This is a genomic window from Streptomyces sp. enrichment culture, from assembly GCF_964272855.1.
In the GTDB taxonomy this organism is placed as follows: domain Bacteria; phylum Actinomycetota; class Actinomycetes; order Streptomycetales; family Streptomycetaceae; genus Streptomyces.
The window spans coordinates 7,250,131-7,275,959 of sequence record NZ_OZ186847.1 but is presented as its reverse complement, the minus strand read 5'-3'; the positions used below and the strand labels follow the sequence as shown (position 1 = coordinate 7,275,959).

24 protein-coding genes are annotated in these 25,829 nt (G+C 73.1%); 17 read left to right on the top strand and 7 right to left on the bottom strand.

The window, feature by feature from the left end:
- The first annotated feature begins 3 nt into the window (after window positions 1–3).
- The 8 genes from ACSU6L_RS32360 (at window position 4) to mug (ending at window position 9,467) form a co-directional block, all read left to right on the top strand.
- The gene (locus ACSU6L_RS32360) at window positions 4–2,571 is read left to right on the top strand and encodes an ABC transporter permease (protein ID WP_437062541.1); all 2,568 of its coding nucleotides are present in this window, start codon (window positions 4–6) and stop codon (window positions 2,569–2,571) included.
- Window positions 2,572–2,619: 48 nt separating this feature from the next.
- Window positions 2,620–3,510, top strand: coding sequence for an LLM class F420-dependent oxidoreductase (locus tag ACSU6L_RS32355; protein WP_437062539.1), 891 nt, complete (start codon window positions 2,620–2,622; stop codon window positions 3,508–3,510).
- Between the two features lie 56 nt (window positions 3,511–3,566).
- Window positions 3,567–3,995, top strand: a complete 429-nt coding sequence (locus ACSU6L_RS32350) for a GNAT family N-acetyltransferase (protein ID WP_073943667.1) — start codon at window positions 3,567–3,569, stop codon at window positions 3,993–3,995.
- 197 nt (window positions 3,996–4,192) lie between these two features.
- Window positions 4,193–5,518, top strand: coding sequence for a hemolysin family protein (locus ACSU6L_RS32345; protein WP_437062537.1), 1,326 nt, complete (start codon window positions 4,193–4,195; stop codon window positions 5,516–5,518).
- Window positions 5,515–6,528, top strand: coding sequence for a hemolysin family protein (locus ACSU6L_RS32340; protein WP_437062535.1), 1,014 nt, complete (start codon window positions 5,515–5,517; stop codon window positions 6,526–6,528). The genes ACSU6L_RS32345 and ACSU6L_RS32340 overlap by 4 nt, the downstream gene beginning before the upstream one ends.
- Before the next feature lie 63 nt (window positions 6,529–6,591).
- On the top strand, window positions 6,592–7,389 hold the full coding sequence (locus tag ACSU6L_RS32335; protein ID WP_437062533.1) for an SGNH/GDSL hydrolase family protein: 798 nt from the start codon (window positions 6,592–6,594) through the stop codon (window positions 7,387–7,389).
- Between the two features lie 73 nt (window positions 7,390–7,462).
- A complete protein-coding gene (gene purB / locus ACSU6L_RS32330; RefSeq protein ID WP_073943488.1) occupies window positions 7,463–8,905 on the top strand; it encodes an adenylosuccinate lyase in 1,443 nt (480 codons plus the stop codon).
- A gap of 13 nt (window positions 8,906–8,918) precedes the next feature.
- On the top strand, window positions 8,919–9,467 hold the full coding sequence (gene mug, locus ACSU6L_RS32325) for a G/U mismatch-specific DNA glycosylase (protein ID WP_437062531.1): 549 nt from the start codon (window positions 8,919–8,921) through the stop codon (window positions 9,465–9,467).
- Window positions 9,468–9,478: 11 nt separating this feature from the next.
- Here mug and ACSU6L_RS32320 read toward each other — a convergent pair whose 3' ends face one another.
- From ACSU6L_RS32320 to ACSU6L_RS32310, 3 genes are read right to left on the bottom strand one after another with little or no spacing between them, the layout of a single operon-like run.
- A complete protein-coding gene (locus ACSU6L_RS32320) occupies window positions 9,479–9,910 on the bottom strand; it encodes a hypothetical protein (protein WP_437062529.1) in 432 nt (143 codons plus the stop codon).
- Between the two features lie 41 nt (window positions 9,911–9,951).
- Window positions 9,952–10,677, bottom strand: coding sequence for an ABC transporter permease (locus ACSU6L_RS32315; protein ID WP_437062527.1), 726 nt, complete (start codon window positions 10,675–10,677; stop codon window positions 9,952–9,954).
- Between the two features lie 2 nt (window positions 10,678–10,679).
- Entirely contained in the window at window positions 10,680–11,600 is a 921-nt protein-coding gene (locus tag ACSU6L_RS32310; protein WP_437062525.1) for an ATP-binding cassette domain-containing protein, read from the bottom strand.
- A gap of 108 nt (window positions 11,601–11,708) precedes the next feature.
- Here ACSU6L_RS32310 and ACSU6L_RS32305 point away from each other — a divergent pair, with 108 nt between their 5' ends.
- The 3 genes from ACSU6L_RS32305 to ACSU6L_RS32295 all read left to right on the top strand — a co-directional run bounded on the left by ACSU6L_RS32305 (window position 11,709) and on the right by ACSU6L_RS32295 (window position 14,805).
- Window positions 11,709–12,863 (top strand): sensor histidine kinase, encoded by a 1,155-nt coding sequence (locus ACSU6L_RS32305; RefSeq protein ID WP_437062523.1) that lies wholly within the window; start codon window positions 11,709–11,711, stop codon window positions 12,861–12,863.
- A 14-nt stretch (window positions 12,864–12,877) separates the two neighbouring features.
- Window positions 12,878–13,546: a response regulator gene (locus tag ACSU6L_RS32300; RefSeq protein WP_437062521.1), complete on the top strand. Its 669-nt coding sequence runs from the start codon at window positions 12,878–12,880 to the stop codon at window positions 13,544–13,546.
- A 101-nt stretch (window positions 13,547–13,647) separates the two neighbouring features.
- Window positions 13,648–14,805 (top strand): ROK family transcriptional regulator, encoded by a 1,158-nt coding sequence (locus ACSU6L_RS32295; protein ID WP_073943481.1) that lies wholly within the window; start codon window positions 13,648–13,650, stop codon window positions 14,803–14,805.
- Between the two features lie 84 nt (window positions 14,806–14,889).
- On the opposite strand, the gene ACSU6L_RS32290 is transcribed toward ACSU6L_RS32295, so the two are convergent.
- Both ACSU6L_RS32290 and ACSU6L_RS32285 read right to left on the bottom strand, forming a co-directional pair.
- Window positions 14,890–15,651 carry a GntR family transcriptional regulator gene (locus ACSU6L_RS32290; RefSeq protein WP_437062518.1) on the bottom strand — a complete coding sequence of 254 codons (762 nt, stop codon included), beginning with the start codon at window positions 15,649–15,651 and terminating at the stop codon, window positions 14,890–14,892.
- 246 nt (window positions 15,652–15,897) lie between these two features.
- The gene (locus tag ACSU6L_RS32285; RefSeq protein WP_437062516.1) at window positions 15,898–16,779 is read right to left on the bottom strand and encodes an RNA polymerase sigma-70 factor; all 882 of its coding nucleotides are present in this window, start codon (window positions 16,777–16,779) and stop codon (window positions 15,898–15,900) included.
- 166 nt (window positions 16,780–16,945) lie between these two features.
- On the opposite strand from ACSU6L_RS32285, the gene ACSU6L_RS32280 reads away from it, so the two are divergent.
- Window positions 16,946–17,776 carry an alpha/beta fold hydrolase gene (locus tag ACSU6L_RS32280; protein ID WP_437062514.1) on the top strand — a complete coding sequence of 277 codons (831 nt, stop codon included), beginning with the start codon at window positions 16,946–16,948 and terminating at the stop codon, window positions 17,774–17,776.
- A gap of 216 nt (window positions 17,777–17,992) precedes the next feature.
- On the opposite strand, the gene ACSU6L_RS32275 is transcribed toward ACSU6L_RS32280, so the two are convergent.
- Window positions 17,993–18,874, bottom strand: a complete 882-nt coding sequence (locus tag ACSU6L_RS32275) for an esterase/lipase family protein (protein ID WP_437062512.1) — start codon at window positions 18,872–18,874, stop codon at window positions 17,993–17,995.
- 13 nt (window positions 18,875–18,887) lie between these two features.
- Window positions 18,888–19,394, bottom strand: a complete 507-nt coding sequence (locus ACSU6L_RS32270; RefSeq protein ID WP_437062510.1) for an SRPBCC family protein — start codon at window positions 19,392–19,394, stop codon at window positions 18,888–18,890.
- Window positions 19,395–19,810: 416 nt separating this feature from the next.
- Between ACSU6L_RS32270 and ACSU6L_RS32265 the strand changes: the two genes are divergently transcribed.
- From ACSU6L_RS32265 to ACSU6L_RS32245, 5 genes are all read left to right on the top strand, one after another.
- Window positions 19,811–20,509, top strand: coding sequence for a hypothetical protein (locus ACSU6L_RS32265; protein WP_437062508.1), 699 nt, complete (start codon window positions 19,811–19,813; stop codon window positions 20,507–20,509).
- Window positions 20,510–20,511: 2 nt separating this feature from the next.
- Window positions 20,512–22,332, top strand: coding sequence for an NAD(P)/FAD-dependent oxidoreductase (locus tag ACSU6L_RS32260; RefSeq protein ID WP_437062506.1), 1,821 nt, complete (start codon window positions 20,512–20,514; stop codon window positions 22,330–22,332).
- Window positions 22,333–22,550: 218 nt separating this feature from the next.
- Complete coding sequence (locus ACSU6L_RS32255) at window positions 22,551–23,000, top strand: RNA polymerase sigma factor (protein WP_241842738.1); 450 nt, start codon at window positions 22,551–22,553, stop codon at window positions 22,998–23,000.
- Window positions 23,001–23,052: 52 nt separating this feature from the next.
- Window positions 23,053–23,748, top strand: coding sequence for a hypothetical protein (locus tag ACSU6L_RS32250; protein ID WP_437062504.1), 696 nt, complete (start codon window positions 23,053–23,055; stop codon window positions 23,746–23,748).
- 499 nt (window positions 23,749–24,247) lie between these two features.
- Window positions 24,248–25,795 (top strand): ABC1 kinase family protein, encoded by a 1,548-nt coding sequence (locus ACSU6L_RS32245; protein ID WP_437062502.1) that lies wholly within the window; start codon window positions 24,248–24,250, stop codon window positions 25,793–25,795.
- Window positions 25,796–25,829: the final 34 nt, after the last annotated feature.

The following is a 25,829-nucleotide window of genomic DNA, read 5'->3' as shown; positions in this document are numbered from 1 at the left end:
CCCGTGCTCAAGGCGACGCTCAGAAGCTTCCTCGCGCACAAGGGCCGGCTGCTGCTCTCGGCGCTCGCCGTGGTCCTGTCCGTGGCGTTCGTCGTGGGCAGCCTGATCTTCTCGGACACCGTCGGCCGCACTTTCGACCGGCTGTTCGCCTCCACCGCGGCCGACGTCACCGTCAGCCCCAGGGAGACCCTCAACGAGACGGTGCCCTCCGGTGCGACGGCCTCCCTGCCCGCCGCGCTCGCGGACCGGGCCGCGCGGATCGACGGGGTGGCCGCGGCGCGCGCGGAGGTGGAGGTCCACAACCTCACGGTCGTCGACGCCGCGAACAAGTCGGTGAGTCCCACGACCGGCGCCCCCACCATCGGCACCGCCTGGAACCCGACCGACCGCAGCCCCGTGGAGCTCACCTCCGGGCACGCCCCGCGCGGTCCCGCCGAGGCGCTGCTCGACTCGGAGACCGCCGACCGCACCGGCGTCTCCATCGGCGACACCCTGACCGTGATCGCGCCGCCGGGCTCGTTCAAGGTGGAGGTCGTCGGCATCGTCACGTTCACCACCACCAACCCGGGCGCCGCCCTGCTGTTCGTCGACACGCCGACCGCCCAGACCAGGCTGCTGGGCCGTCCGGGCGCCGCCACCAGCATCACGGTCGACGCGGCGGAGGGGGTCGCGGACTCGACGCTGAAGGGGCGGGTGGCCGCCGCGCTGGGCGCCGACCGCTACGACTACCGGACCGCCGCCGAACAGGCCAAGTCCGACGTGGAGCAGTTGGGCGGCTTCCTGGACGTCATCAAGTGGGTGATGGTCGGCTTCGCGGGGATCGCCGTGCTCGTCGGCGTGTTCCTGATCGTCAACACGTTCTCCATGCTCATCGCCCAGCGCACCCGCGAGCTGGGGCTGCTGCGCGCGCTCGGCGCCGACCGGCGGCAGGTGCGCCGATCGGTGCTGACCGAGGCGCTGCTGCTCGGGCTGGTCGGCGCCACCCTGGGGCTGGTCACGGGCATCGCCCTGGCCGCCGGGCTGATCGAGCTGATGGGCCTGCTCGGCATGAACATCAAGGCCACCGAGATGGTGATCGGCTGGGTGACCCCGGTGACGGCGTACGTCGTCGGCCTCGGCGTCACCTTCGTCGCGGCCTACCTGCCGGCCCGGCGGGCGGCGGCCGTGTCGCCGATGGCGGCCCTGTCGGACGCGGAGGTCGCCGGGGTGGGGCGGCCGCTGCGGACGCGGGCGGTGGTCGGCGCGGTCGTGGGCGCGGCCGGGGCGGCGGCGCTCGTGGGGTGCGTGGTGTCGTCCGAGACCGGGTCGGCGGCCTCGCTGCTGGGTCTCGGGGTGGTCCTGACCCTGATCGCGACCGTGATCGCCGGTCCGCTGCTGGTGCGGCCGGTGATCCGGGTGCTCGGCGCGGCCTTCCCGGCGCTGTTCGGCCCGGTGGGGCGGATGAGCCAGCGCAACGCCCTGCGCAATCCGCGCCGGACGGGGGCCACGGCGGCGGCCCTGATGGTGGGTCTGGCGCTGGTCGGCGGGATCTCGGTGTCCAGCGCCTCCATGACCGAGTCGTTCGACGGGCAGATCGACAAGACGCTGGGCGCCGACTTCGTCGTGCAGAACACCAACTTCTCGCCGTTCCCCCGGGAGATCACCGACGCGGTGCGCGGCACCGAGGGCGTCGGGCTGGTGGTGCGCTCCAAGCTGACCCCGCTGGCGGTGCGGCTGCCGGACGGCGACCGGGTGGAGACGACCGCCGCGGCCTTCGATCCGGGGCTCGACGAGGTCGCCAACATCACCTACGCGCGGGGCGGCACCGCGGCCGCGCTCGCCGACGGCGGGATCGCCATGGACGTGGACTTCGCGCGCGACCACGGGGTGCGGGTCGGCAGTGTGCTGCCGGCCGAGTTCCAGGGCGGGCGGACGACCGAGCTGACGGTGCGGGCGCTGACCGACCAGGACGCCGCCGAGGGGTTCGGCACCACGGGCGGGATGTACTTCGGCATGGGCACGGCCGGGCGGTACGCGCCGGGCGGCCAGGACTCCGCGGTCTACGTGAACGCCGCCGCGGGCACCGACGCCGGCGACCTGCGGGCGGCGCTGGAGCGGACCCTGGAGCCGTACCCGCAGGTCCAGGTGCGGGACGTGGCGGACTACAAGCAGCTGGTCCGGGACCAGATCGCCGTGCTGCTGTACCTCGTCTACGCCCTGCTCGGGCTCGCCATCGTCATCGCGGTGCTCGGCGTGGTCAACACCCTCGCCCTGTCGGTGGTGGAGCGGACCCGGGAGATCGGGCTGCTGCGCGCGATCGGGCTGGGGCGGCGGCAGCTGCGCCGGATGATCCGGCTGGAGTCGGTGGTGATCGCGGTGTTCGGGGCCGTTCTCGGGCTCGCACTGGGGCTGGTGTGGGGCCTGTGCATGCAGCAGGTGCTGGCGTTGCAGGGCATGACCGCGCTGGCGATCCCCTGGGGCACGATCGTCGCCGTCGTGATCGGCTCGGCGGTGGTGGGGGTCGTGGCGGCGCTGCTGCCGGCGTTGCGTGCCTCACGTATGAACGTACTGGCGGCCATCGCGCACGAGTGATGGAATCGTGGCCCTTGCACTCAAGTCGCCGTCCACCGAGGAGAGTTCATGCCGCACCCGTTCCGTTTCGGCGTCAACCTGCTGACCGCGGCGCCCGCCGCCGAGTGGCGGGCCAAGTGCCGCCGGGCCGAGGAACTGGGCTACGACGTGCTGCTCGTCCCCGACCATCTGGGGATGCCCGCGCCCTTCCCCGCCCTGGTCGCGGCGGCCGAGGCGACCGAGCGGCCGCGTGTGGGCACGTTCGTGCTCAACGCGGGTTTCTGGAACCCGGCGCTGCTCGCCCGCGAGGTGGCCACGACGGACGCGCTGACCGGCGGCCGCCTCGAACTGGGTCTCGGCACCGGCTATGTCCGCGCGGAGCACGAGACGGCCGGGCTGCCGTGGGGCTCGCCCGGCGAGCGGGTGGACCATCTGCGGCGCACGGTCGAGGAGCTGGACCGGCTGCTCGGCTCGGAGGAGTACCAGCCGCGGCCGGTGCAGCGGCCCCGCGTGCCGCTGCTGATCGGGGCGGGCGGCGACCGGATGCTGCGGCTGGCAGCCCGGCACGCGGACATCGCGGCGTTCACCGGGGCGCGCGCGGTGCCCGGGAGCACGTCCGGGGAACTGCTGCCGGTGACGGCGGACGAGCTGGACGAGCGGGTGGGCCTGTACAGGCGGCTCGCCGAGGGCCGGAAGGAGCCCGCCGAGCTGAACCTGCTGATCCAGCTGGTCGCCGTCACCGAGGACCGGGAGGCGGCGCTGAAGCCCTTCCTGCCGTACGTGCCGCATCTGAGCGCCGAGCAGGCGCTGGAGCTGCCCGTCGTGCTGGCGGGGAGCGTGGAGCACATCGTGGAGCAGGCGCTGGAGCGGCGCGAGCGGTACGGGTTCTCGTATCTGACGGTCCTGGAGCCGTCCATGGAGGCGTTCGCCCCGGTGATGGCGGCGCTGCGCGGCCGCTGACCGTCCGCATCCCGGAATCCGCCGTGCCGTGCGCCGGACCGTGGTGGGATCACGGCATGACCGACCTGCGGATTCGGGCCGCGACGCCCGACGATCTCGACACCGTCCTCGGCTTCTGGAAGACCGCCGCCGAGGGCACCAGCATCAGCGACGACCGGCAGGGGGTGGAGCGGTTGGTCGCCCGGGACCCGGAGGCGCTGCTGCTGGCCGAGCGGGCCGGGGAGCTGGTCGGCACGGTGATCGCCGGGTTCGACGGCTGGCGGTGCCATCTGTACCGGCTGGCGGTGCACCCCGAGCGGCGCCGGCAGGGCATCGGCTCGGCGCTGCTCGCCGCGGCGGAGGAGCGGTTCGTACGGCTCGGGGGGCGCCGCGGGGACGCGATGGTGCTGACCCGCAACGAGACCGCGCACCACGCCTGGCGGGCGGCGGGGTACGGACCCGAGGAGCAGTGGCGGCGCTGGACGAAGCCGCTGAGCGGGGACTGAGCGACCACCGACCCATTTTGCCCACCCTTTACCCTTGGAGGGTTACTCGGTCCTCGAAACCGCCGGATCCCCACCGGATCCCGCCGGGGCCGAACCTCCAAGGAAAGGTGTGAACGTCCGCCCATGGGCGAGCCTCCCAGTGCCCGACACCGCGCGATCCTCCCGGCCCTGCCCGACCATGGGACGGAGGTGAACCGATGATCGAAGTGCTCCTCCTGCTGGTGGCCGTCGTGCTGTCACTGATCTGCGGCGCCTTCGTCGCCGCGGAGTTCTCGCTGACCACGGTCGAGCGCGGCGAACTGGAGAGCGCCGTCGAGCGCGGCGAGCGCGGCGCGGCCGGCGCCCTGAAAGCCGTCCGCAACCTGACGTTCCAGCTCTCCGGCGCGCAGCTCGGCATCACCGTCACCAACCTGGTGGTCGGCATGCTCGCCGAGCCGTCGATCGCCCGGCTGATCGCGGGTCCGCTGCGGGCCCTCGGCGTCTCCGCGTCCGCGGCCTCCTCGATCGCCCTGGTGATCGGCACGGCGCTGTCGACGGTGTTCCTGATGGTCGTGGGCGAGCTGGTGCCGAAGAACTGGGCGATCTCCTCGCCGCTGGCCGTCGCCAAACGGGTGGGCAACGCGCAGCGCTGGTTCAGCGCGCTGTTCCGGCCGTTCATCACCCACCTCAACAACACCGCCAACCGCGTGGTGCGCCGCTTCGGCATCGAGCCCGCCGAGGAACTGGCCTCCGCGCGCGGTCCGCAGGAGCTGGCCGCGCTCGCCCGGCACTCCGCCCGCGAGGGCGCGCTGGAGCCGGACACCGCCGAGCTGTTCGTGCGGACCCTGAACCTGGCCGACCTCACCGCGGAGAACGTCATGACACCCCGCGTCCAGGTCATCGCCCTCGACGCCCAGGCGACCTGTGAGGACGTGGCCAACGTGACCCGGGCGACCGGTCTGTCCCGGTTCCCGGTCTTCCGCGGCAGCCTCGACTCCGTCGTGGGCACCGCGCACGTCAAGGACATCCTCGCCGTCCCCGCCGCGCGACGGCCCCGTGTGCCCGTCTCCGAGCTGATGCGCGAGCCGCTGCTGGTGCCGACGACGCTGACCGTGGACCGGCTGCTGGACCGGCTGTCCGGGCGGCGGACGATGGCCGTGGTCATCGACGAGTACGGCGGTACGGCGGGCGTCGCCACCCTGGAGGACATCGTCGAGGAGGTCGTCGGCGAGGTGCGGGACGAGCACGACCCGCACGAGACCCCGGACCTCGCCCCCGCCGGCACCGACGAGGACGGCCACGCGCTGTACTCGGCCGACGGGGCCGCCCGCACGGACCAGCTGGTGCGCGTGGGCCTGCGGACGCCGGAGGGACCGTACGAGACGCTGGCCGGGCTGGTCGCCACCGAGCTCGGCCGCATTCCCGCCGTGGGGGACACGCTGGAGGTCGCCGGCTGGCGGCTGGAGGTCGTGGACGCCTCCGGGCGCAGGGCCGCCCGGGTGCTGCTGCACGCGCCGCTCGACGACCAGGGGGCCCGGACATGACCGCCGTACAGCTGCTGATCGGTCTGGCGACGCTCGTCGTCAACGCGTTCTTCGTCGGCGCCGAGTTCGCGCTGATCTCCGTGCGCCGCTCGCAGATCGAACCGTACGCCGAACAGGGCGACCGGCGCGCCAAGGTCGTGCTGTGGGGGCTGCGGCACGTGTCCGCGCTGATGGCGGCCGCGCAGCTCGGGATCACCCTGTGCACGCTGGTGCTCGGTGTGGTCGCCGAGCCGGCGATCGCGCATCTGCTGGAACCCGTCTTCCACGCGATGGGCGTGCCGAGCGGGGCCGGGCACGCGGTGTCCTTCGTGATCGCGCTGACCCTGGCGACGTATCTGCACATGCTGCTCGGCGAGATGGTGCCGAAGAACATCGCGCTCGCGGAGCCGGTGCGCAGCGCGCTGCTGCTCGGGCCGCCGCTGGTCACGCTGTCGCGGACGCTGCGGCCGGTGATCTTCACGGTCAACGCCTTCGCGAACGCGCTGCTGAAGATGCTGCGCATCGAGACCCGGGACGAGGTGACGGCGACCTTCTCCGACGCCGAGCTGGCCCGGCTGGTCAAGGACTCCGGCGCGGCCGGCCTCATCGACGACCGGGCGCAGGAGCGGCTGCATGACGCCCTGGAGCTGGGCCGCCGCCCGGTGCGCGACGTCGTCCTGCCGCTGGAACGCGTGGTCTACGCGCGCGTGGGCGTCACCCCCGAGGAACTGGAGGGTCTCTCCGCCGAGTCCGGCTTCTCCCGCTTCCCCGTGGTCGACGAGGGCCGCCGGATCGTCGGCTACCTGCACGTGAAGGACGCCCTGGACGCCGCCTCGCGCGACCAGCCGTTCCGGCTGCGCGACATGCGCCGCATCGCCCGCGTCCGCGAGACGACCCCCCTCGACGACGTCCTCACCGCCATGCGCGGCAGCCGGACCCACCTGGCGGCCGTCCTGGGCTCCGACGGCCGCCTGGCCGGGCTGGTGACGATGGAGGACGTGCTGCGGGAGCTGTTCGGGCAGCGGGCGTGACAGGCGGCCGATCCGGGGGGACCGACCGACGGGTATGTGCTTCGGGATACCATCTGTGGCGTCATGCAGAAGAATGCCTCTCCCACGCACGCCAGCCTGGCCGCCGTCGGTGATTCCTTCACCGAGGGCATGTCGGATCTGCTGCCCGACGGTTCCTACCGGGGCTGGGCCGATGTGCTCGCGGCGCGGATGGCCGCGCGTACGCCCGGCTTCCGGTACGCCAACCTCGCCGTGCGCGGCAAGCTGATCGGGCAGATCGTCGACGAGCAGGTGGACGTGGCCGCCGCGATGGGCGCCGACGTCATCACCCTGGTCGGCGGCCTCAACGACACCCTGCGTCCCAAGTGCGACATGGGCCGGGTGCGGGGGCTGCTGGAGGAGGCCGTGGAGCGGCTGGCGCCGGCGTGCCGGCAACTGGTGCTGATGCGCAGCCCCGGCCGCCAGGGGCCCGTCCTGGAGCGGTTCCGGCCGCGCATGGAGGAGCTGTTCGCCTGCGTCGACGAGCTGGCCGCCCGGCACGGCGCGCTCGTCGTCGACCTGTACGGCGCGCCCTCCCTGGCCGACCCCCGGCTGTGGGACGTGGACCGGCTGCACCTGACGGCCGAGGGCCACCGCCGGGTCGCCGAGGCCGTCTGGCAGACCCTCGGCTACGAGCCCGAGGACCCGGACTGGCACGTCCCGCCGCCCCCCACCGCACCGCCCGGGTGGGTCGGCCGCCGCGTCGCCGACATCCGCTTCACCCGGCAGCATCTGCTGCCGTGGATCGGACGGCGGCTCACCGGGCGCTCCTCGGGGGACGGCCGCCCGGCGAAGCGGCCCGAGCTGCTGCCGTACGAGGCGGTCGCCGACGCCGGCGCGTGACGCCCGTCTCGTAGCTTCCGCCGAACGGTCCCGTGGCGCTGGCCTGCACGAACCGCCAGTAGAATCTGGACACGTGACTTCTGCGCCCGCCAAGCCCCGCATCCCCAACGTCCTCGCCGGACGCTACGCCTCCACCGAGCTCGCCACGCTCTGGTCGCCCGAGCAGAAGGTGAAGCTGGAGCGTCAGCTCTGGCTCGCCGTGCTGCGGGCCCAGAAGGACCTCGGCATCGAGGTGCCGGACGAGGCGATCGCCGACTACGAGCGTGTCCTCGACACCGTCGACCTGGCCTCCATCGCCGAGCGCGAGAAGGTCACCCGGCACGACGTGAAGGCACGGATCGAGGAGTTCAACGACCTCGCCGGGCACGAGCACGTGCACAAGGGCATGACCTCCCGCGACCTCACCGAGAACGTCGAGCAGCTGCAGATCCGGCTCTCGCTGGAGCTGATGCGCGACCGCACGGTCGCCGTGCTGGCCCGCCTCGGCAAGCTGTCCGCCGAGTACGGCGAGCTGGTCATGGCCGGCCGCTCCCACAACGTCGCCGCCCAGGCCACCACCCTCGGCAAGCGTTTCGCGACCGCCGCCGACGAGCTGCTGGTCGCCCACGCCCGCGTCGAGGAGCTGCTGGGCCGCTACCCGCTGCGCGGCATCAAGGGCCCGGTCGGCACCGCTCAGGACATGCTGGACCTGCTCGGCGGCGACGCCTCCAAGCTCGCCGACCTGGAGGGCCGGATCGCCGCCCACCTGGGCTTCTCGCAGGCCTTCACCTCGGTCGGCCAGGTCTACCCGCGCTCCCTCGACTACGAGGTCGTCACCGCGCTGGTGCAGCTCGCCGCCGCGCCGTCCTCGCTCGCCAAGACGATCCGGCTGATGGCCGGGCACGAGCTGGTCACCGAGGGCTTCAAGCCGGGCCAGGTCGGCTCGTCCGCGATGCCGCACAAGATGAACACCCGCTCCTGCGAGCGCGTCAACGGCCTCATGGTCATCCTGCGCGGCTACGCCTCGATGACCGGCGAGCTGGCCGGCGACCAGTGGAACGAGGGCGACGTGTCCTGCTCGGTGGTGCGCCGCGTCGCGCTGCCGGACGCGTTCTTCGCGCTGGACGGCCTGCTTGAGACGTTCCTGACCGTGCTGGACGAGTTCGGCGCCTTCCCGGCGGTCGTCGCCCGGGAGCTGGACCGCTACCTGCCGTTCCTCGCCACCACCAAGGTGCTGATGGGCGCGGTGCGCGCGGGCGTCGGCCGTGAGGTCGCCCACGAGGCCATCAAGGAGAACGCCGTCGCCTCCGCGCTCGCGATGCGCGAGCAGGGCGCCGAGCGCAACGAGCTCCTCGACAAGCTCGCCCTCGACGAGCGCATCCCGCTGGGCCGCGCCGAGCTGGACGCGCTGATGGCCGACAAGCTGTCCTTCACGGGCGCCGCCGCCGACCAGGTCGGTGTCGTGGTCGGCCGGATCGAGGAGATCGTGAAGCAGCGCCCGGAGGCCGCGGGCTACACGCCCGGGGCCATCCTCTGACGCCCGTCACGGGATGACCCGCTTCACCCCGGCGGAGCTGGAGGCCGCCCGCGACCGTCTGGTACCGGACGTCGTCGCGGACGGCCTCCACGTGCTGTTCTGCGGAATCAACCCGGGACTGACGACCGCCGCGACCGGCCACCACTTCGCCCGCCCCGGCAACCGGTTCTGGCCGGTGCTGCACCTGTCCGGTTTCACGCCCCGGCTGCTGAAGCCTGCCGAGCAGCGGGAGCTGCTGTCGTACGGGCTCGGCATCACCAACGTGGTGGCGCGGGCGACGGCCCGGGCGGACGAGCTGAGCGCGGAGGAGTACCGCGCGGGCGGGCGGCAGCTGGCGGTCAAGGTCGCGCGGCTGCGGCCGCGGTGGCTCGCCGTGGTCGGCGTGACCGCCTACCGGGCCGCGTTCGACGACCGGAAGGCCCAGGTGGGGCCGCAGGAGCGGACCATCGGGGACACGCGTGTGTGGGTGCTGCCCAATCCGAGCGGGCTGAACGCGCACTGGACCGCGCAGACGATGGCGGAGGAGTTCGCCCGGCTGCGGGCGGCCGCCGCCGAGGGCTGACCGGCGCCGGGTCAGGGCGGGTCCGTCTCGGTGACCACCGCCAGCAGCCGTATCGCGTCGGACGGGTCCCGGTCGGCCACGCCGAGGGCGACCCAGCGGCCGGTCCCGTCCGCCTCCCAGACGTACGCCTCGTCCACCAGGTGACTGAGGCTCCCCCACGGCTCGGGTATCTCCTCGCCGCGCAGGCCGCGCACCCGTAACGTCAGCGTGCCCCAGGGCCGCACCGGTCCCCACCGCCGGTGCAGCACCTGGGCCACGGCCTCCTTGTGCGCGTCCACGTCCTCGGCCGCCTGCTCCCGTGCCGCCGGCTCCCCCTCCCCCGCGAGCAGTTCCGCCATGAAGTAGCCCGGGCCCGCCCGGCCCACGTCCGACCAGCCGTGCTCCACGGGGAAGGGGCGCAGGCACAGCCGGTCGATCGTCTCCAGGCACCGTGCGATGTTCATGCCGCCCAGTAAACCCGCCCCCACTGACAATTGGCGTGGCGTCAGGCGTCCCGGCGCCGCACGCTCCACGCGCCCGCCGCCACGACGGCCGCCGTCCACAGCGCGGTCACGGCGAGCCCTGTCCACGGGCCGAGGGAGCCGTCCGGGTCGGCGTGGAAGACGACTTGGCCGGCGCGGTCCGGCAGGTACTCGGGCAGGCCGCCGGTGGCGGTCCCGATGACGAACGACACCACCAGCAGGAAGGGGACGAGGATGCTGAGCGCGCCGACGGCGCTGCGCAGCAGGGCCGTGAGTCCGGCCCCGAACAGGGCCATCAGCGCGAGGTAGACGCCGCAGCCGACGACGCCGCGTGCCTGGAGGCCCGCCGTGAGCCCGTCCACCGCGTCGCCCATGCCCGCGCGGGCGACGGCGAGCGAGGCTGCGCCGGTCACCAGTCCGACGAGGAACACCGGTACGGCGACGGCGGTCAGCTTGGCCGCGAACCAGCGTCCGCGCCGCGGCACCGCGGTGAACGCGAGGCGCAGTCCGCCGCCCTGGAACTCGGAGGAGACGGCGAGGGCGCCGAAGGCGATGGCCGCGATCTGGCCGGGCGCGGTGCCGAGGAACGCCGTGAACAGCGGGTCGAATCCGGGGTCCGTGGTGCTGCCGGTGGCGGCGATCGCGGAGAACGCGGTCGTCACGGCGAAGAGGGCGGCCAGTGCGCCGTACAGGGAGCGCAGGGTGCGGATCTTCAGCCACTCGGCGTGCAGGACGGGGGTGAACGCCACGGTCAGGCCTCCTGGGGCTGGGCGGTGAACTCGGTCTCGGCGGCGGTCAGGTCGAGGTAGGCCTGCTCCAAGGTGCCCTCCTGGGCGGCGAGTTCGAGGACGGGCAGCCGCGCCTCGGAGGCGAGGCGGCCGATGTCCTCCACGCGCGCGTGGTCCACGATCCAGCCGCCCGGCTCGCCCGGGGCGGCCTCGTAGCCGTGGCGGGCGAGCAGGTCCCGCAGCGCGTTGTCGTCGGTGGTGCGCACGCGGACGCGTGGCCGCACGCGCGCGTCGATGAAGTCGCGCATCGGCATGTCGGTGAGGAGCCGTCCCCGGCCGAGGACGACCAGGTGGTCGGCGAAGGACGCGGTCTCGTTCATCAGATGGCTGGAGACCAGGACCGTGCGGCCCTCGTCGGCGAGCCGGCGCAGCAGCCGGCGGATCCAGACGATGCCCTCCGGGTCCAGGCCGTTGGACGGCTCGTCCAGCATGATCACGGGCGGGTCGCCGAGCAGGGCCGCCGCGATGCCGAGGCGCTGGCGCATTCCGAGGGAGTACGTCCTCACCAGGCGGCGGGCGGCGCCGGCCAGGCCGGTCTCCGCCAGCACCGCGTCCACCCGCGACACCGGGATGCGGTTGCTCGCGGCGAGGGTGCGCAGATGGTCGCGTCCGGTGCGGGAGCCGTGCGCGGCCTGGGCGTCGAGCAGGGCGCCGACCTCGCGCAGCGGCTCGTGCAGCGTGGCGTAGGCGCGGCCGCCGACGGTCGCGGTGCCCGAGGCCGGCCGGTCGAGGCCGAGCACGAGCCGCATGGTGGTGGACTTCCCGGCGCCGTTGGGGCCTAGGAAGCCGGTGACCCGGCCGGGCTCGACGGTGAAGGTGAGGTGGTCGACGGCGCGCCTGCCGCCGTACTCCTTGGTGAGGTCTCGGACGTCGATGCTGGTCATGGCCCCAGACTGGCCGTCGTCCCGGCGGGTGCGCCTCCCCTGTGCGTGGAGGCCGTCTCCCCCGCTCGGGGGAGGCCGGTCGCCGGTGGCGGCTGGCACGATGAGGCGATGATCCGCTTGCTGCGCCCGCTGCTGCGCGGGACGACGTACACGCGCCTGCTGCATCTGTGGGTTCCGATGCTGCTGGTCGCCGTGTGGTTCTTCGTCGACATGGAGCGGTGGTGGATCCCCGCCCTGGCGCTGGTCCCGGTCGCGATGATTCCCGCCGTGCGGCGCGGCGAGGGACTCCAGGCGCGGTTCATGCTGCTGCAGGACGCGTCGGACTCGGGCATCTCCACCGCGCCGTCGGCGACTTGGGGCGACCGGTGGCGCACGGTGCTGTGGCTGCAGGCCCGGATCGTCCTGGGGTCGGCGACCGCGTTCACGACCGTCTGGATGCCGGTCTGCGCCATCGACCTGATCGAGGCGTCGCTCGGCCGGGAGCAGCACGACACCCCGGTCCTGCAGATCGACGAACCCCACTGGGCTTACGCCTTCCTGGCGCCCCTCCCCCTGATCGTCATGGCCGCGGTGGTGGTGGCACTCGGCGAGCTGATCACCGTGCTCGCGCGCGGGCTCCTCGGGCCGTCGGCGGCGGAGCGGCTGGCCGCGCTGGAGGAACGCACCGAGCAGCTGCTGGAACGCAACCGGATCGCGCGGGAGTTGCACGACACGATCGGGCACGCGCTGACGGTGGCGGTGGTGCAGGCGGGTGCCGCGCGGGCGGCGGGCGATCCGGCGTTCACGGACCGGGCGCTCGCCGCGATCGAGGACACCGGGAGGGCCGCGCTGGAGGACCTGGACCGGGTGCTGGGCATCCTGCGCGAGGCGGAGCGTCCGGTGAGCGGGCGTCCGACGCTCACGCAGGCGGACCGGCTGCTGGAGTCCGCGCGCGCCTCCGGGACGAAGGTCGACGCCGAGTTCGCGGGGCCGCTGGCGACGGTGCCCGGCCCGGTCTCGCGGGAGGGCTACCGCATGCTCCAGGAGGCGCTGACCAATGTGCTGCGGCACGGGGACGGGGCCACGGCACGCGTGCGGGTCGCGGTCGCGGACGGCCGGCTCGACCTGGAGGTCCGCAATCCGCTGCCGGCGTCGATAGCCGGGCCCGGCCGGGGCAGCGGGCTGCGCGGGATCCGGGAGCGGGCGGCGCTGCTCGGCGGCCGGGCGCACACGGGCCCCGACGACGGCGACTGGCAGGTGCGCGTCGAACTGCCGCTCGACTGATCTACGCTGGGCGGGTGCCGCCGATCACCGTTCTCCTCGTCGACGACGAACCCCTTGTCCGCGCGGGGCTGCGCGCGGTGCTGGAGGCGCAGCCCGACCTGGAGGTGGTCGGGGAGGCCGCCGACGGGGCCGCGGTGATCCCGCTGGTGCGGCGACTGCGGCCGGACGTGGTCGCCATGGACGTGCGGATGCCGCTGCTGGACGGGATCGAGGCCACCCGCGCGGTGCTGCGGACCGTGCCGGACCCGCCGAAGATCCTGGTGGTGACGACGTTCGAGAACGACGAGTACGTCTACGAGGCGCTGCGGGCGGGCGCCGACGGGTTCCTGCTGAAGCGGGCCCGGCCGGTGGAGATCGTGCACGCGGTGCGGCTGGTCGCCGAGGGCGAGTCGCTGCTGTTCCCGGCGTCGGTGCGGCAGTTGGCCGCCGAGTACGGCGGCGACGGCGGCGGGAACCCGGCGGCGCGGACGGTGATGGACCGGGCGCAGCTGACCGAGCGGGAGGCGGAGGTGCTGCGGCTGATGGCGCGGGGGCTGTCGAACGCGGAGATCGCCGGACAGCTGGTGGTCGGCACGGAGACGGTGAAGTCGCACGTCAGCGCGGTGCTGGCGAAGCTGGGCGCGCGGGACCGCACCCAGGCGGTGATCGCGGCGTACGAGTCGGGGTTCGTCTCCCCCGGCTGACCGGAAGCCGGGGGCGGCCGTCGGGGGCGGGCGCGCTCGCCGGGGTCGGCGGCGCCGAGTACGATCCGGCCAACACGCGCACGAGCTGGGAGGACGGGACGTTGGCGGGGCTGACCGGCGGGGATCCCTCGCTGCTGCGAAGGATCAATTCCGCGGTGGTGCTGCACGCGCTGCGTGCCACGGACTGCGCGACGCTGACCGAGATCACCCGGGTCACCGGACTGTCCCGGCCCACGGTCGAGGGCGTCGTGGAAGGGCTCATCGAGGCCGGGCTGGTCGTCGAGAAGGCCGCCGAGGAGGGCGCCGCCCGGCGTCAGGGGCGGCCCGCGCGACGGTTCCGGTTCCGCGCGGAGGCCGGTCATCTGCTGGGCCTGGAGATCGGCCCGCACCGGGTCGCCGCGCTCCTCGCCGACCTGGACGGCCGGGTGCTGGGCGCCCAGGCCAAGGACGTCTCCGAGACCGCGCCGGCGGACGAGCGCCTGGAGCGGCTGCGCACGGCGGTAGCCGAGCTGCTGCGCCGGGCCGGGGTCGCCCGGGGCTCGCTGCGCGCGGTGGGGGTGGCCACGCCGGGCATCGTCGAGGCGGACGGCACGGTACGGCTGGGCACGGCGCTGCCCGGGTGGACGGGGCTGCGGCTGGGCGAGCGGCTCGGCCGGTCCTTCAAGTGCCCGGTGCTGGTGGAGAACGACGCGAACGCGGCGGTCGTCGCCGAGCACTGGAAGGGCTCGGCGACCGAGTCCGACGACGTGGTGTTCGTGCTGGCCGGGCTGAGTCCGGGTGCCGGCGCGCTGATCGGCGGGCGACTGCACCGGGGGTACGGCGGGGCGGCCGGGGAGATCGGCGCGCTGCATCTGCTGGGCCGGGAGGCGAAGCCGGAGACGCTGCTGTCCACCACGGACGAGCCGCTGCACCCGCTGGACGAGCGGCAGGTCGCGGAGGTGTTCGCGCGGGCCCGCGAGGGCGACCGGCGGGCCCGCGCGGCCGTCGACCGGTTCATTCAGCGGCTGGTGCACGACGTGGCGGCGCTGGTGCTGGCGCTCGATCCCGAGCTGGTGGTGATCGGCGGCTGGGCTGCGGGCCTGGACGGGGTGCTGGAGCCGCTGCGCCGGGAACTGGCGCGCTACTGCCTGCGCCCGCCGAGGGTGGCTCTCTCCCTGCTCGGGGAGGCCGCCGTGGCGACGGGCGCGCTGCGGCTCGCCCTCGACCATGTGGAGGAGCAGCTCTTCGCGGTCGAGGGGACGGTGACGGCACGGCGCTGACGGCGACCCGCCGTCGGCGACCGTGCCGTCGTGTGCCGTGCCTTCGCTGACCGCGCCTCAGCGCCGCGGAACGGTGCGGCGGGCTCAGGAGGCGCGGCGCTCCGGGTCCTCGTGGATCTCGACGGCGCCGAAGTCCCCGAAGGTCAGCCGGCAGGTGTCCGCGCGGTAGGTGGCGACGGAGAGCGCGGCGGTGCGGCCCTCGGCGAAGAAGCGGGTGGTGACGACGAGGACGGGCGCGCCCGGCAGCCGGTCCAGTTCCTTGGCGTCGTCCGCGCGGGCCGAGCCCAGCTCGACCGCGCTGTCCCGCCCCTCCAGTTCCAGCCGCTGCAGCTCGCGCAGCACCGCACGCGCGCGTGCCGCTCCGGACGGGGCGTCGATGGCGGTCAGGTCGGGCACCGAGGACGCGGGGACGTAGAGCAGTTCCGCGGCGACCGGCTGGCCGTGGGTCATCCGGGTGCGGCGGACGGTGTGCACGGGTTCGTCACGGCCGGTCTCCAGAGCGGCGGCGACGGCGGCCGGCGGGGCGGCGGTGGTGCAGTCGGCGGCCTGCCAGGCGTCGTCGCCCGCGCCGGGCCAGGAGTGCCGCTCGGTGCCGACGGCCACTCCCACGCGGGGCGGCGCCACGGTCGTGCCGACGCCGCGGCGGCGCTGGAGCCTGCCTTCCAGTTCGAGCTGCTCCAGGGCCTGGCGCAGGGTCGCGCGGGCGACGCCGAAGCGGGCGGCGAGCTCGCGCTCGTTGGGCAGGATCTCGCCGACGGAGAACTCCGAGTCCAGTGCCTCGGTGAGCACGGTCTTGAGATGCCAGTACTTAGGTTCCGGCACCGATTCCAGCTGCGTGGTCCCCACCCTGTCCTCCGCAATCGCCGGTGATCCCGCGGCGTTTTAGCGCCCTTGTTTATTAAAGGTTGTTGCACTTGTCTGCGACCATAGGGCGGCCCTCACCCTTGGTCAAGACCAATCCTCGATCCCCGGCACGGCGTGCGGGAGCGCCGCGGTGGAGCGTTCATGAAGCGTTCGTATGGGCGCGTGTCCGTGACATGACGGCAAAGCCCCCGTCGCGGGACGGGGGCTTCGGCGGTGGTGCGGGAGCGGTCAGCCGGCGGCCACCGACCGGAGCTTGTCCGGGTTGCGGATGATGTAGACGGCCTGGACGCGTCCGTCGAGGACGTCGAGCTGGAGCACCGAGTCGGGTCGGCCGTCGTCCGTCACGAGGACCGCGGGGCCGCCGTTGACCTCCAGGAAGCGGAAGGACACGGAGCCGCGCTGCGCCGCCGCGCCGATGAGGAAGCGGCCCACCTTGTCGGCGGTCTCCAGCTCCCGCAGGGGCGCCCGGGACTTGCCGCCGCTGTCGCCGACGAGCCGGACGTCGGGGGCGAGCAGCGCCATCAGGCCCTCCAGGTCGCCCTCCGCGGCGGCGTTGAGGAACCGTTCGGTGAGGTCGCGGCGCTGGGCTGGGTCGACGTCGTAGCGCGGCCGGCGTTCGTCGACGTGCTTGCGGGCCCGGCCGGCCATCTGCCGTACGGCCGGTTCCCCGCGGTCGAGCAGGGCGGCGATCTCGGCGTAGGGGTAGCCGAAGGCCTCCCGGAGCACGAAGACCGCGCGTTCCAGCGGCGACAGCGACTCCAGGACGACGAGGACGGCGAGGGAGACGGAGTCGGCGAGCACGGCGCGTTCGGCGGTGTCCGGAACGGCTTCCTCGTGGGCGGTGATGTACGGCTCGGGCAGCCAGGGGCCGACGTAGGTCTCCCCGCGCGCCTTGATCTGGCGGAGGCGGTCGATGGCGAGGCGGGTGGTGATGCGCACCAGGTAGGCGCGGGCTTCGCGCACCTCGCTCCGGTCGGCGCCGGCCCAGCGCAGCCAGGCGTCCTGGACCACGTCCTCGGCGTCGGCCACGCGGCCGAGCATGCGGTAGGCGACTCCCAGGAGGAGCGGGCGGTGCTCTTCGAAGACGTCCGTGGCGGTGTCGGTGGTCACGGGCCCATCCCAGCCGACGCGCGCGGTGGTGTCCAGGCGAAATCCGGTGCGGACACGCGCCGTGCGCGCGGGGGCGCGCGATCGGGGGCATTCGGGGGCTACCCGTCGGTAGCAATTGCTGACAGGGTGTCTACGCAAAGTCCCCGGCGCAACCACGAGGAGCAGCATGTCCGCCTCCGTCTCCTTCACGGTCCCCACCCCCACCGGGTCGCGGCAGTTGACCGTCTCCTACGCGCGCGAGGGCGACGGCGAGCCGTTGCTCCTGCTGCACGGCATAGGCCACCACCGGCAGGCCTGGGACCCGGTGATACCCGTGCTGGCCAAGGAGCGTGACGTGATCGCCGTGGACCTGCCCGGGTTCGGCGAGTCGCCGGCGCTCCCGGACGGGCTGCCGCACGACCTGCCGACGATGACCACCGTGCTCACCGCGCTGTGCGAGGCGCTGGGCGTCGAACGGCCCCACGTGGCGGGCAACTCGCTGGGTGGGCTGCTGGCGCTGGAACTCGGCCGCGCGGGCCGGGTCCGCTCGGTCACGGCGCTGTCCCCGGCGGGCTTCTGGTCCGAGGCCGAGCGGCGCTACGCGTTCGGGGTGCTGCTGACGATGCGGCACATCGCCCGCCGCACCCCCTCGTCGGTGGTGGAGCGGCTGGCGCCGTCGGCGGTCGGCCGGACGCTGCTGACGAGCACCATCTACGCCCGCCCGGCCCGGCGCGCGCCGGAGGCCGTGATCGCCGAGACCCGGGCGCTCGCGCACGCCGAGGGGTTCTCCGAGACGCTGCGCTCGGGCCGGGGCGTGCGGTTCAGCGAGGACGTGCCCGGGCTGCCGGTCACCGTCGCCTGGGGCAGCCGGGACCGGCTGCTCGTGCCCCGGCAGGGCGTCCGCGCCAAGACCGTCATCCCGCGGGCCCGGCTGGTCCGGCTGCCCGGCTGCGGGCACGTCCCGATGAACGACGACCCGGCACTGGTCGCGCGCGTGCTGCTGGACGGCAGCCGGTAGCGGGCCCTAGGCGGTGTCTCGTCGATCAGGCCGGATCAGGGAGCGGCGCCTGGTGCCGTGCATCGCAAGGCGGAGAAGGGAGCCGATGCGATGGGGGGTCCCCCTGCTCGAGCGGAGCCGAGAGCTTGGGGGAATCGGGGACCGACGACAACGCGGCGAGGCGCGGTCCCAGGCGCCGCGAACCCGGCATGATCGGCGAGACAACCCCCCAGCGGCTCAGTCCGCCAGTGCCGTCAGCATCAGGTTCAGCACGGTGGGGTTGTACGGCATGCTCGCGTGCGGGGTGTGGTCCTCGGGGTCGAAGTCCTGGAGGACCAGGTTCCGCACGTAGTGCCCCGGTGTCTCCTTCAGGGCGCACGACTCGTACGGGGTGACGACGTCGTCGTACCGGGTGGCGATGACGGTGTAGCGGACGCTTTCGCTGGTCTCGCCGAGTTCGCCGAGTTCGCGGATGAACTCGCTGTCGGACTGGAGCTGCGGCCAGGCCGGCACGGTCAGGTGGACGGGGCCCTGCTCGACCAGTTCCCCGGCGCCGGGGATCTGGCGGGCCAGCCGCATCAGGCCCTGCGCGGTGACGCCGCGGGTGCCGGGCGCGATACCGACGAGGTGGTGCACCTTCGGGGCGCCGCCCAGGGCCTGGATGTAGTAGCGGGGCATCATCCCGCCCTGCGAGAAGCCGACCATGTCCACCTGCGCGGCGCCGGTGCGCCGCAGCACCTCGTCGACGAACTCGCTGAGCTGCTGGGCGGACTGCCTGATGTCGCCGAGTCCGAACAGCACGGGGTTGAGGTGCTGTCCGTAGTCGATGCGGAAGATCCGGTAGCCGTGCTGCCGCAGCAGCGGGGCGGCCTTGGTCCAGGTGTAGCCGCGGTTGCCGAAGGTGCCGTGCACGAGCACGACCGGACGCGGGTGCTCCGGCAGCAGTGGCAGGTCCCAGTCGTCCAGTCCGGCCTGCACGTCGACCGTGGCGATGATCCCGGCGGTGCCGGCCTGGCCCAGGGCGGACAGCCGCTCGGGCGTCTCGGTGATGTCCGTGAAGACGTTCTCCGAGTTCAGGCCGGGGATCCTGGGCAGCTCGGGGTTGGGGAACATGCTCATGGCGGTTCTCCTCTCAGACGGCCGGCCGGGGTACCAGCCGGGCGCTCGCGGTGCGCAGCAGTCGTACGTACGGCCCCCAGCGCACGGGACGCGCCACCCGCCCGGTCAGGGCGTGTTCGGCGCGGTCGAGGGTTCCTCGGAACGCGGCGTCGTGCAGCGGGCGGAAGAACAGCAGCCAGCCCAGCCAGCGCACTCCGCGCGGGCGCAGCACGAGGGTGCTGCGCAGCACGGTGCGGTGGTCGTCGAGGCGTTCGACGCTGAACTCGTGGAAGCCTTCGAAGCCCTTCGGACCCGTGAAGCGGAAGCGCACCCACTGCCCCGGAACGTAGTGGCTCACCACGTACCGCACGGGGCCGTGTCCGCCGGACACACCGACGGCGAGCGGCCCTTCGAACCGCACGGGCGGCCACTCCGGCGGCCACAGCCGGTCCTTTTCGCCGCCGAGGGAGTCGATCAGCGCGCCGACGGCCTCGGGCGGGGCGGGGAGCGGGCGTTCGTGGACGTTCAGGACAGTGAGCATGACTTCGTGCCTCGATGGTGCGGGGTCGGGGAGCGCGTGTGGCGCTGTCCCGAGGCTGCCAGCCTCCCTGGCGCCGGGGCACTCCCCCGATCGAAGCCTCTCGGAGCACTCGGATGTGCGCGGGACGGGTGGCGTGCCGCGCGTGCTCCGCGCGTTCGCGACAACGCGCTTGCGGGAAAGCGGAGTCGGTCGCGTATCGGCGGCCCGATGGCCTCCAACGGCCGGTAATGCTCACTCTTTTGTGGTCTGGGTGGGTGAATTCCCCTGGTTGCAGGGCGAGTTTGCGACCTGTTCGAAGACGAAGACCGGCCAAGGTGCGAACCCACCGCGGGACACGGGAGGGGAAGCGGAATCCGGAGCGTAAAGAGAGATGAGACAGGCGCAACCAGTACGCCGCATATGCGAGGGGGTGGGGTATGTCCACGTGGCTGCCCGACGCGGATGAGCCCGGGCCCGGTCAGGGCGACCGGTGCGACGATCCGGCCGGGCCGCTGCCGGACGCCTGGCGTCCGCTGATGGCCGAGCCGGGCCTGGCGGAGCTGTGGGGGGACCCGCTGGCGGACGCGACGCTGCGGGAGCTGCCCCGGCTGGTGCCGCCGCGCGGCGCGCTGCACTCGCTGCGGACGTTCCTGCTGGCCGACGCGTGGGCCCGGGCCCGCGGGACCGGCTACGACCAGGCCGGGCTGCTGGCCGCCGCGGCGTTCCACGACACCGGGCTGACCGACGGCGCACCCCGGGTGCGGGGCGGGTTCCCGTGCCGTTCGGCGGCCTCGCTGGACCGGTTCCTCGCCGGGCACGGGGTGGCCGAGGCGCGGCGTGCGGCGCTGACCCGCGCGGTGCGCGAGCACATGCGGCCGTTCCCGGCCCGGGACGCCGGTGCCGAGGCGCGGCTGCTGCACTTCGGCGCGTGGCTGGACGTCACCGGGCGCGGCTTCCGCCGGCTGCCCGGGGAGCGGGGCCGGCTGGCCGCGCTGGCGCCGACCCCCTGGTTCGCCGTCTCGTTCTCCGCCCGGGTGGCCGTCTGCGGGCTGCGCCGGGTCCTGCCGGACTCCTCGGCCCGTCGCGGGCTGAACTCCGGCTCGGCCACTCGCTCTTCCGTCGCGAAAGGACCGTAGACATGACCGTAGACACGACCGCCGGCATGACCGACGACAGGCAGGACGACCAGCGCGTGTTCGACGTCGCCATCATCGGGGGCGGCATCGGCGGGACCATGCTCGGGGCGATCCTCGCGCGCCACGGCGTGCGGGTGCTGCTGCTGGAGGGCAGTGGTCATCCCCGGTTCGCCATCGGGGAGTCCACCGTTCCGGAGACCACCTTCGGCCTGCGGGTACTGGCCCGCCGCTACGACGTCCCGGAGATCGAGCACCTGGCGACCAACGGGGCGCTGCGCCGCCATGTTTCGTCGAACTGCGGGGTGAAGCGGAACTTCGGCTTCGTCTACCACCGGGAGGGCGAGCCGACCCGGGCGAAGGAGTGCACCCAGTACCCGACGTGGGGGCCGCCGCTCGGTCCCGACTCGCACTACTTCCGGCAGGACGTGGACGCGTACATGTTCCACGTGGCCGTCTCCTACGGCGCGACCGCGTACACCCACACCCTCGTCGACGACGTGAAGTTCGAGGAGGACGGGGCGACCATCGTCACCCGGGAGAAGGGCACCTTCCAGGCCTCGTACGTGGTGGACGCCGGCGGGATGCGGGCGATCCTGCCCGAGCGGCTGGGGCTGCGGCAGGAGCCGCCGTACCGCACTCGGTCGCGCACGATCTTCACGCACATGGTGAACGTGCGCCCTTTCGACACCGTCGCGCCCCCGCGCGAGGAGCACAGGATGCCGAGCCCGTTCAGCCAGGGCACACTGCATCACCTCTTCGAGGGCGGCTGGTTCTGGGTCATCCCGTTCGACAACCACGCGAACGGGACCAGCGAGCTGTGCAGTGTCGGCGTCAACCTGGACCTGGAGCGGTACCCGCGGCCGGACGGGATGTCCGCGGAGGAGGAGTTCTGGAGCCACGTCCGGCGATTCCCCAGTGTGGCCCGGCAGTTCGAGCACGCGCGGTCGGTACGGCCGTACGTCTCCACCGACCGCACCCAGTTCTCCTCGCAGACGGTGGTCGGCGACCGGTGGTGCCTGCTGCCGCACGCCAGCGACTTCATCGATCCGCTGTTCTCCAGCGGCCTCGCGGTGACCGTCATGTCGCTCAACGCGCTCGGCCACCGGCTGATCGACGCGGTGCGGCAGGACGACTTCGCCACCGAGCGGTTCGCGTACCTGGAGACGTGGATCAAGCGGATGTTCCGGTTCTACGACGACCTGGTGTCGTGCAGCTACATCTCCTTCGACGACTTCGAGCTGTGGAACGCCTGGAACCGGGTGTGGACCATCACCACGCTGTACGGGACGAACGCGCAGAACCAGGTCGCGGTGAAGTTCGAGAAGACCCATGACCGGGCGGTGTTCGACGCCTTGGAGCAGCCTCCCTACCGGGGTCTGCAGGGCATCGACAACCCGTGGGTCGAGCGGCTCTTCAACCAGTCGCGGGACGCCGTACTCGCCTACCGTGACGGTCAGTTGACGAAGGATCAGACCGTCGCGCGGATCTTCGAACTGCTCCGCGAGAGCGAGTTGTGCCCGGACGTGTGGGGCACCCTCGACCCCGAGGACCGCTGCCCGGCGGGCGTGTTCACGCTCTGGCCGCTGATGCGGATCCTGCTGTGGGGCAAGTTCCGTTCCCCACGGCACGTGCGGGGCGCCTACTTCACCGGCGGGGCCCGGATGATCGGCCGGGAGGCCGTCGAGGCCGGCGCCACGGACCTGCGGCGCGGCACGTCGCTCGTGCAGCAGACGGTGCGGGACATGTGGGTCAACTGGAACCGGGACTGGACCCGGCGGCCGGCTCCGCGCACGGTGGAGCCCGAAGGGCGGCAAAGCAAATGAAAAATCATTCCTGCTGATTCGGAAACGCACCGTTCCGGTTTGCCGCCCCGGAGCCTCGGGTAGGAAAACCATACGGCCGAGAGAAAATGGAATCCGGCTGCCATTCCCCCTGCCTGATCGAGAGACAACGGGCTGCAATTCCCATGGTGCTACATTCCACCTGCCAATCGCCCGCAGCTTGCTCCTGGGAAGATATCTTCCAGCATCAGGACCGCCTCATGCGGCTGGTTCGACGCAGACTTCCGAGTTATCAGGACGCTGAGGACTGCGTTCAGGAAACGATGGCCCGGGCCGCGGCGCACACCGCCCTGGACCGTAATCGTCTGGGCCCCTTCCTGACCTCCGTGGCCCTCCGCCTCTGCATCGACTTCTACCGTGACATGGAGCGACGCAGGCGCCTGCTGCAGCGTACGGCCTTTCTGGACGATCCCGGCACGACCGAGGAAGACGTCTGCGACGAGGATTTCGGCCGGTGGTTACTGACCCAGGTCCACCAGCTGCGCGGCCGCGAACAGGAAGTGATACTCGCCCGCGCGGCGGGAATTTCGACCGCTGAATTCGCGCGGATGAACAACATCTCCGTAAAAGCCGCCGAATCCGCATTCACCCGAGGTCGGGCGCGATTGAAAATGGCCTGCGTAAAGGCCTTGGACGATCGCGTCGGATAGGACCGGCAGCGCCTGCTGCCGCATCGCACAGACAGCGAAAGGAAATCCTTCCATGGGCAGCAACAAGAACATCCAGGACATCATGAAGGACTTCGTCGGGTCGGTGACCGACGCCTGGAAAGACATGATCGACGACCTCATCAACAGGCCGGACAGTTCCACCTCGACCGCGGCCTTCAACCCGGTCCAGGCGCTGACCGGCCTGCCCGTGAACGCGCTGGGCACGCTCTCCCAGGCCCTCAACCCGGCCGCCGCGGCCCAGCTCCTGGGCGGCGTGGGCAATCCGCTCGCCGCCCTGGGCGCGCTCGGCGGGGGCGGTGCCGCCGCCAACCCGCTGGCCGTGCTCAACGCGCTCACCGGCGGTGCCGCCGCCTCCAACCCGCTCGCCGCCCTCCAGATGCTGGGCGGCGCGGCGGGCGGGCTCGGCGGTCTCGGCCAACTGGCGGGCGGCATGGGCCAGCTGGCCGGCGGCGTCGGACACGCGGCGGGCGGCATGGGCAACGTGCTCAACACGGCCGCCGCGCTGCCGGGTCAGCTCGGCCAACTGGCCGGGCTCCCGGCCCAGCTCGCCCACGCCGTCCCCGGCGTCGGCCAGGCGGCCTCCGGGCTCGCGGGGGCCGTCCCCGGCGTCGGCCAGGCGGTGTCCGGGATCGCGGGCGCCGTCCCCGGCGTCGGCGGGCTGCTCGGTGGCGGGGCCCCCGGCGGGGGCGGACCGGCCGAGCGGGGCGGGGAACCCCACAAGCCCTGACCGCACTTGGCCGGTCGTCCCGCTCGGAGCGGCCCCGGCGCCTGCCGCTCAGAGCCCACCCGATCCGTTCCGCTCCGAGCGCACCGGGCGTCCGCCGCTACGAGCCCGTCGGATCCGTTCCGCTCCGAGCGCGCCGGGCGCCCGCCGCTCGGAGCCTCCCGATCCGTTCCGCTCTGAGCGCGCCGGGCGCCCACCGCCTCCGAGCACACCCCAACCCGTCATGCTCTGAGCACACCCGGCGCCCACCGCTCCGAGCCCACCCGATCCGTTCCGCTCCGAGCGCGCCAGGCGTCCGCCGCTCGGAGCCCACCCCCACCCGTCACGCTCTGAGCACACCCGGCACCTGCCGCTCCGAGCACAGCCGTCCAGCACGCTCTGAGCACAGCCGGCGCCCGTCGCTCCGAGTTCACCCGATCCGTCCCGCTCCCCGGTCGCGGCCGCCCCTGGCGCCGACGGCGGTGGCCCGCGGTTTCCGACCGACCGTAAAGGATCCCTCGCGATGGCGTCTGTCGTAGGTGACCGCCTGCGTCTCGTGGTCAAGGTGCTGGGCAGTCTCGTCGCCGACGAGGTCGGTCAGGCCACCCGGTTGCGCAGGAGCACGAAGCGGGACGACTGGTCTCCGGCGGAGGCGGCCGACGCCTCCGCCGGGGCCGAACAGCGCCGCGCCAAGGCGGTGCGGCACGCGCTGGAGAGCCTCGGCCCCTTCTATGTGAAGCTCGGCCAGATGCTCTCGACCCGGCCCGACATGGTGCCCCAGTCGATCCGGGACGAGCTGCAGAACCTGCACGACGAGGTCGACGTCCAGCCGTTCTCGGCGTTCGAGCCGGTGCTGGCCCGCGATCTCGGACCCGACTGGAAGCTGCGCTTCGACGACATCGAGACCGTCGCCCCGCTCGGCGCGGCCTCCCTGGCCCAGGTGTACCGGGTGACCCTGCCCGGCGGGCGCCCGGCCGTGGTCAAGATCCAGCGGCCCGGCATCCGCGAGGGCGTGCTCGCCGACATGGCCCTGATGCGCCGGGCGTCGAAGATCGTGGCGAAGGTCGCGCCCCGGTTCAACGAGGTCATCGACATCGAGGCGATGCTGGGGTCGGTCTTCGACGCGATGGAGCCGGAGCTGGACTTCACCGGCGAGGCCCGCAACATGGACGAGGCCCGGGAGAACATCCGGTCCTTCCGCAGCCTCCAGGTGCCGCGGGTGCTGCACGCCAGCCCCCGGGTGCTGGTGCAGTCGATGGCCCCGGGCACCTCGGTGCGGCACATCGACCGGCGGCACTTCACCGACGACGAGCGCATGGAGGTCGGCCGGGACCTGCTGCGCTTCATGTACCACGGGTACTTCGTCCACCGGGTCTTCCACGCCGACCCCCACGCGGGCAACGTCTTCGCCGCCCCCGGCGGCCCCGCCACCCTCATCGACTGGGGCATGGTGGGCCGCCTGGACCGGCGCACCAGCCTGCAACTGCTGCCGCTGTTCATGACGTTGGCGCAGAACGACGGTACGGGGCTGGCGCATCACTGGGCCGAGATGGGCCGGCTGACGCCGTGGGCCAACATGCCGGCGTTCGCCGCCGACATGGCGGCGTTCGTACCGAAGGTCTCCCATCTGTCACTGGAGGACCTGAACTTCGGCGTCTCCCTCACCACCGTGCTGGCGAAGGCGACCAAGCGGGGCATCGGCTCCCCGCCGGCCGTCTCGCTGCTCGGCAAGTCGTTCGCCAACCTGGACGGCTCGGTGCGCTGCCTCGCCCCGGAGATCACCCTGCCCGAGGTCTTCCAGGGCGAGGTGCCGAAGATCCTCCTCGCCCTCGGCCGCGAGTACCTGGGCCGCAACCAGTTCGCCCGCAACTCCATGGAACTGCTGCTCGCCGCGGTCACCAGCCCCGAACAGATGCGCGGGGTGCTAGCCGATCTCGCCAACCGCCGCTTCGCCCTGCATCTGCACGAGCCCCGCACCCCCGCCGCGATGGGCGGGCAGCGCCCCACCCGCCCGTCCGGCGGTCTGCTGGCCCTGGGCGCGCTGGCCTATCTGCTGGGCCGCCGCCGCTGACCCCTGCCGTCCCGGATCAACGCGCTACGGAGGT

Excerpts from the sequence above, each read along its gene's own strand:
- ACSU6L_RS32345 (WP_437062537.1), top strand. The coding sequence starts at position 4,193 with ATGATCGAAGTGCTCCTCCTGCTGGTGGCCGTCGTGCTGTCACTGATC.
- ACSU6L_RS32275 (WP_437062512.1), bottom strand. The coding sequence starts at position 18,874 with ATGAGCATGTTCCCCAACCCCGAGCTGCCCAGGATCCCCGGCCTGAAC.
- ACSU6L_RS32320 (WP_437062529.1), bottom strand. The coding sequence starts at position 9,910 with ATGAACATCGCACGGTGCCTGGAGACGATCGACCGGCTGTGCCTGCGC.
- ACSU6L_RS32335 (WP_437062533.1), top strand. The coding sequence starts at position 6,592 with ATGCAGAAGAATGCCTCTCCCACGCACGCCAGCCTGGCCGCCGTCGGT.
- ACSU6L_RS32255 (WP_241842738.1), top strand. The coding sequence starts at position 22,551 with ATGCGGCTGGTTCGACGCAGACTTCCGAGTTATCAGGACGCTGAGGAC.
- mug (WP_437062531.1), top strand. The coding sequence starts at position 8,919 with ATGACCCGCTTCACCCCGGCGGAGCTGGAGGCCGCCCGCGACCGTCTG.
- ACSU6L_RS32340 (WP_437062535.1), top strand. The coding sequence starts at position 5,515 with ATGACCGCCGTACAGCTGCTGATCGGTCTGGCGACGCTCGTCGTCAAC.
- ACSU6L_RS32310 (WP_437062525.1), bottom strand. The coding sequence starts at position 11,600 with ATGACCAGCATCGACGTCCGAGACCTCACCAAGGAGTACGGCGGCAGG.
- ACSU6L_RS32250 (WP_437062504.1), top strand. The coding sequence starts at position 23,053 with ATGGGCAGCAACAAGAACATCCAGGACATCATGAAGGACTTCGTCGGG.
- ACSU6L_RS32280 (WP_437062514.1), top strand. The coding sequence starts at position 16,946 with ATGTCCGCCTCCGTCTCCTTCACGGTCCCCACCCCCACCGGGTCGCGG.
- ACSU6L_RS32260 (WP_437062506.1), top strand. The coding sequence starts at position 20,512 with ATGACCGTAGACACGACCGCCGGCATGACCGACGACAGGCAGGACGAC.
- ACSU6L_RS32265 (WP_437062508.1), top strand. The coding sequence starts at position 19,811 with ATGTCCACGTGGCTGCCCGACGCGGATGAGCCCGGGCCCGGTCAGGGC.
- ACSU6L_RS32305 (WP_437062523.1), top strand. The coding sequence starts at position 11,709 with ATGATCCGCTTGCTGCGCCCGCTGCTGCGCGGGACGACGTACACGCGC.
- ACSU6L_RS32355 (WP_437062539.1), top strand. The coding sequence starts at position 2,620 with ATGCCGCACCCGTTCCGTTTCGGCGTCAACCTGCTGACCGCGGCGCCC.
- ACSU6L_RS32245 (WP_437062502.1), top strand. The coding sequence starts at position 24,248 with ATGGCGTCTGTCGTAGGTGACCGCCTGCGTCTCGTGGTCAAGGTGCTG.
- ACSU6L_RS32270 (WP_437062510.1), bottom strand. The coding sequence starts at position 19,394 with ATGCTCACTGTCCTGAACGTCCACGAACGCCCGCTCCCCGCCCCGCCC.
- ACSU6L_RS32350 (WP_073943667.1), top strand. The coding sequence starts at position 3,567 with ATGACCGACCTGCGGATTCGGGCCGCGACGCCCGACGATCTCGACACC.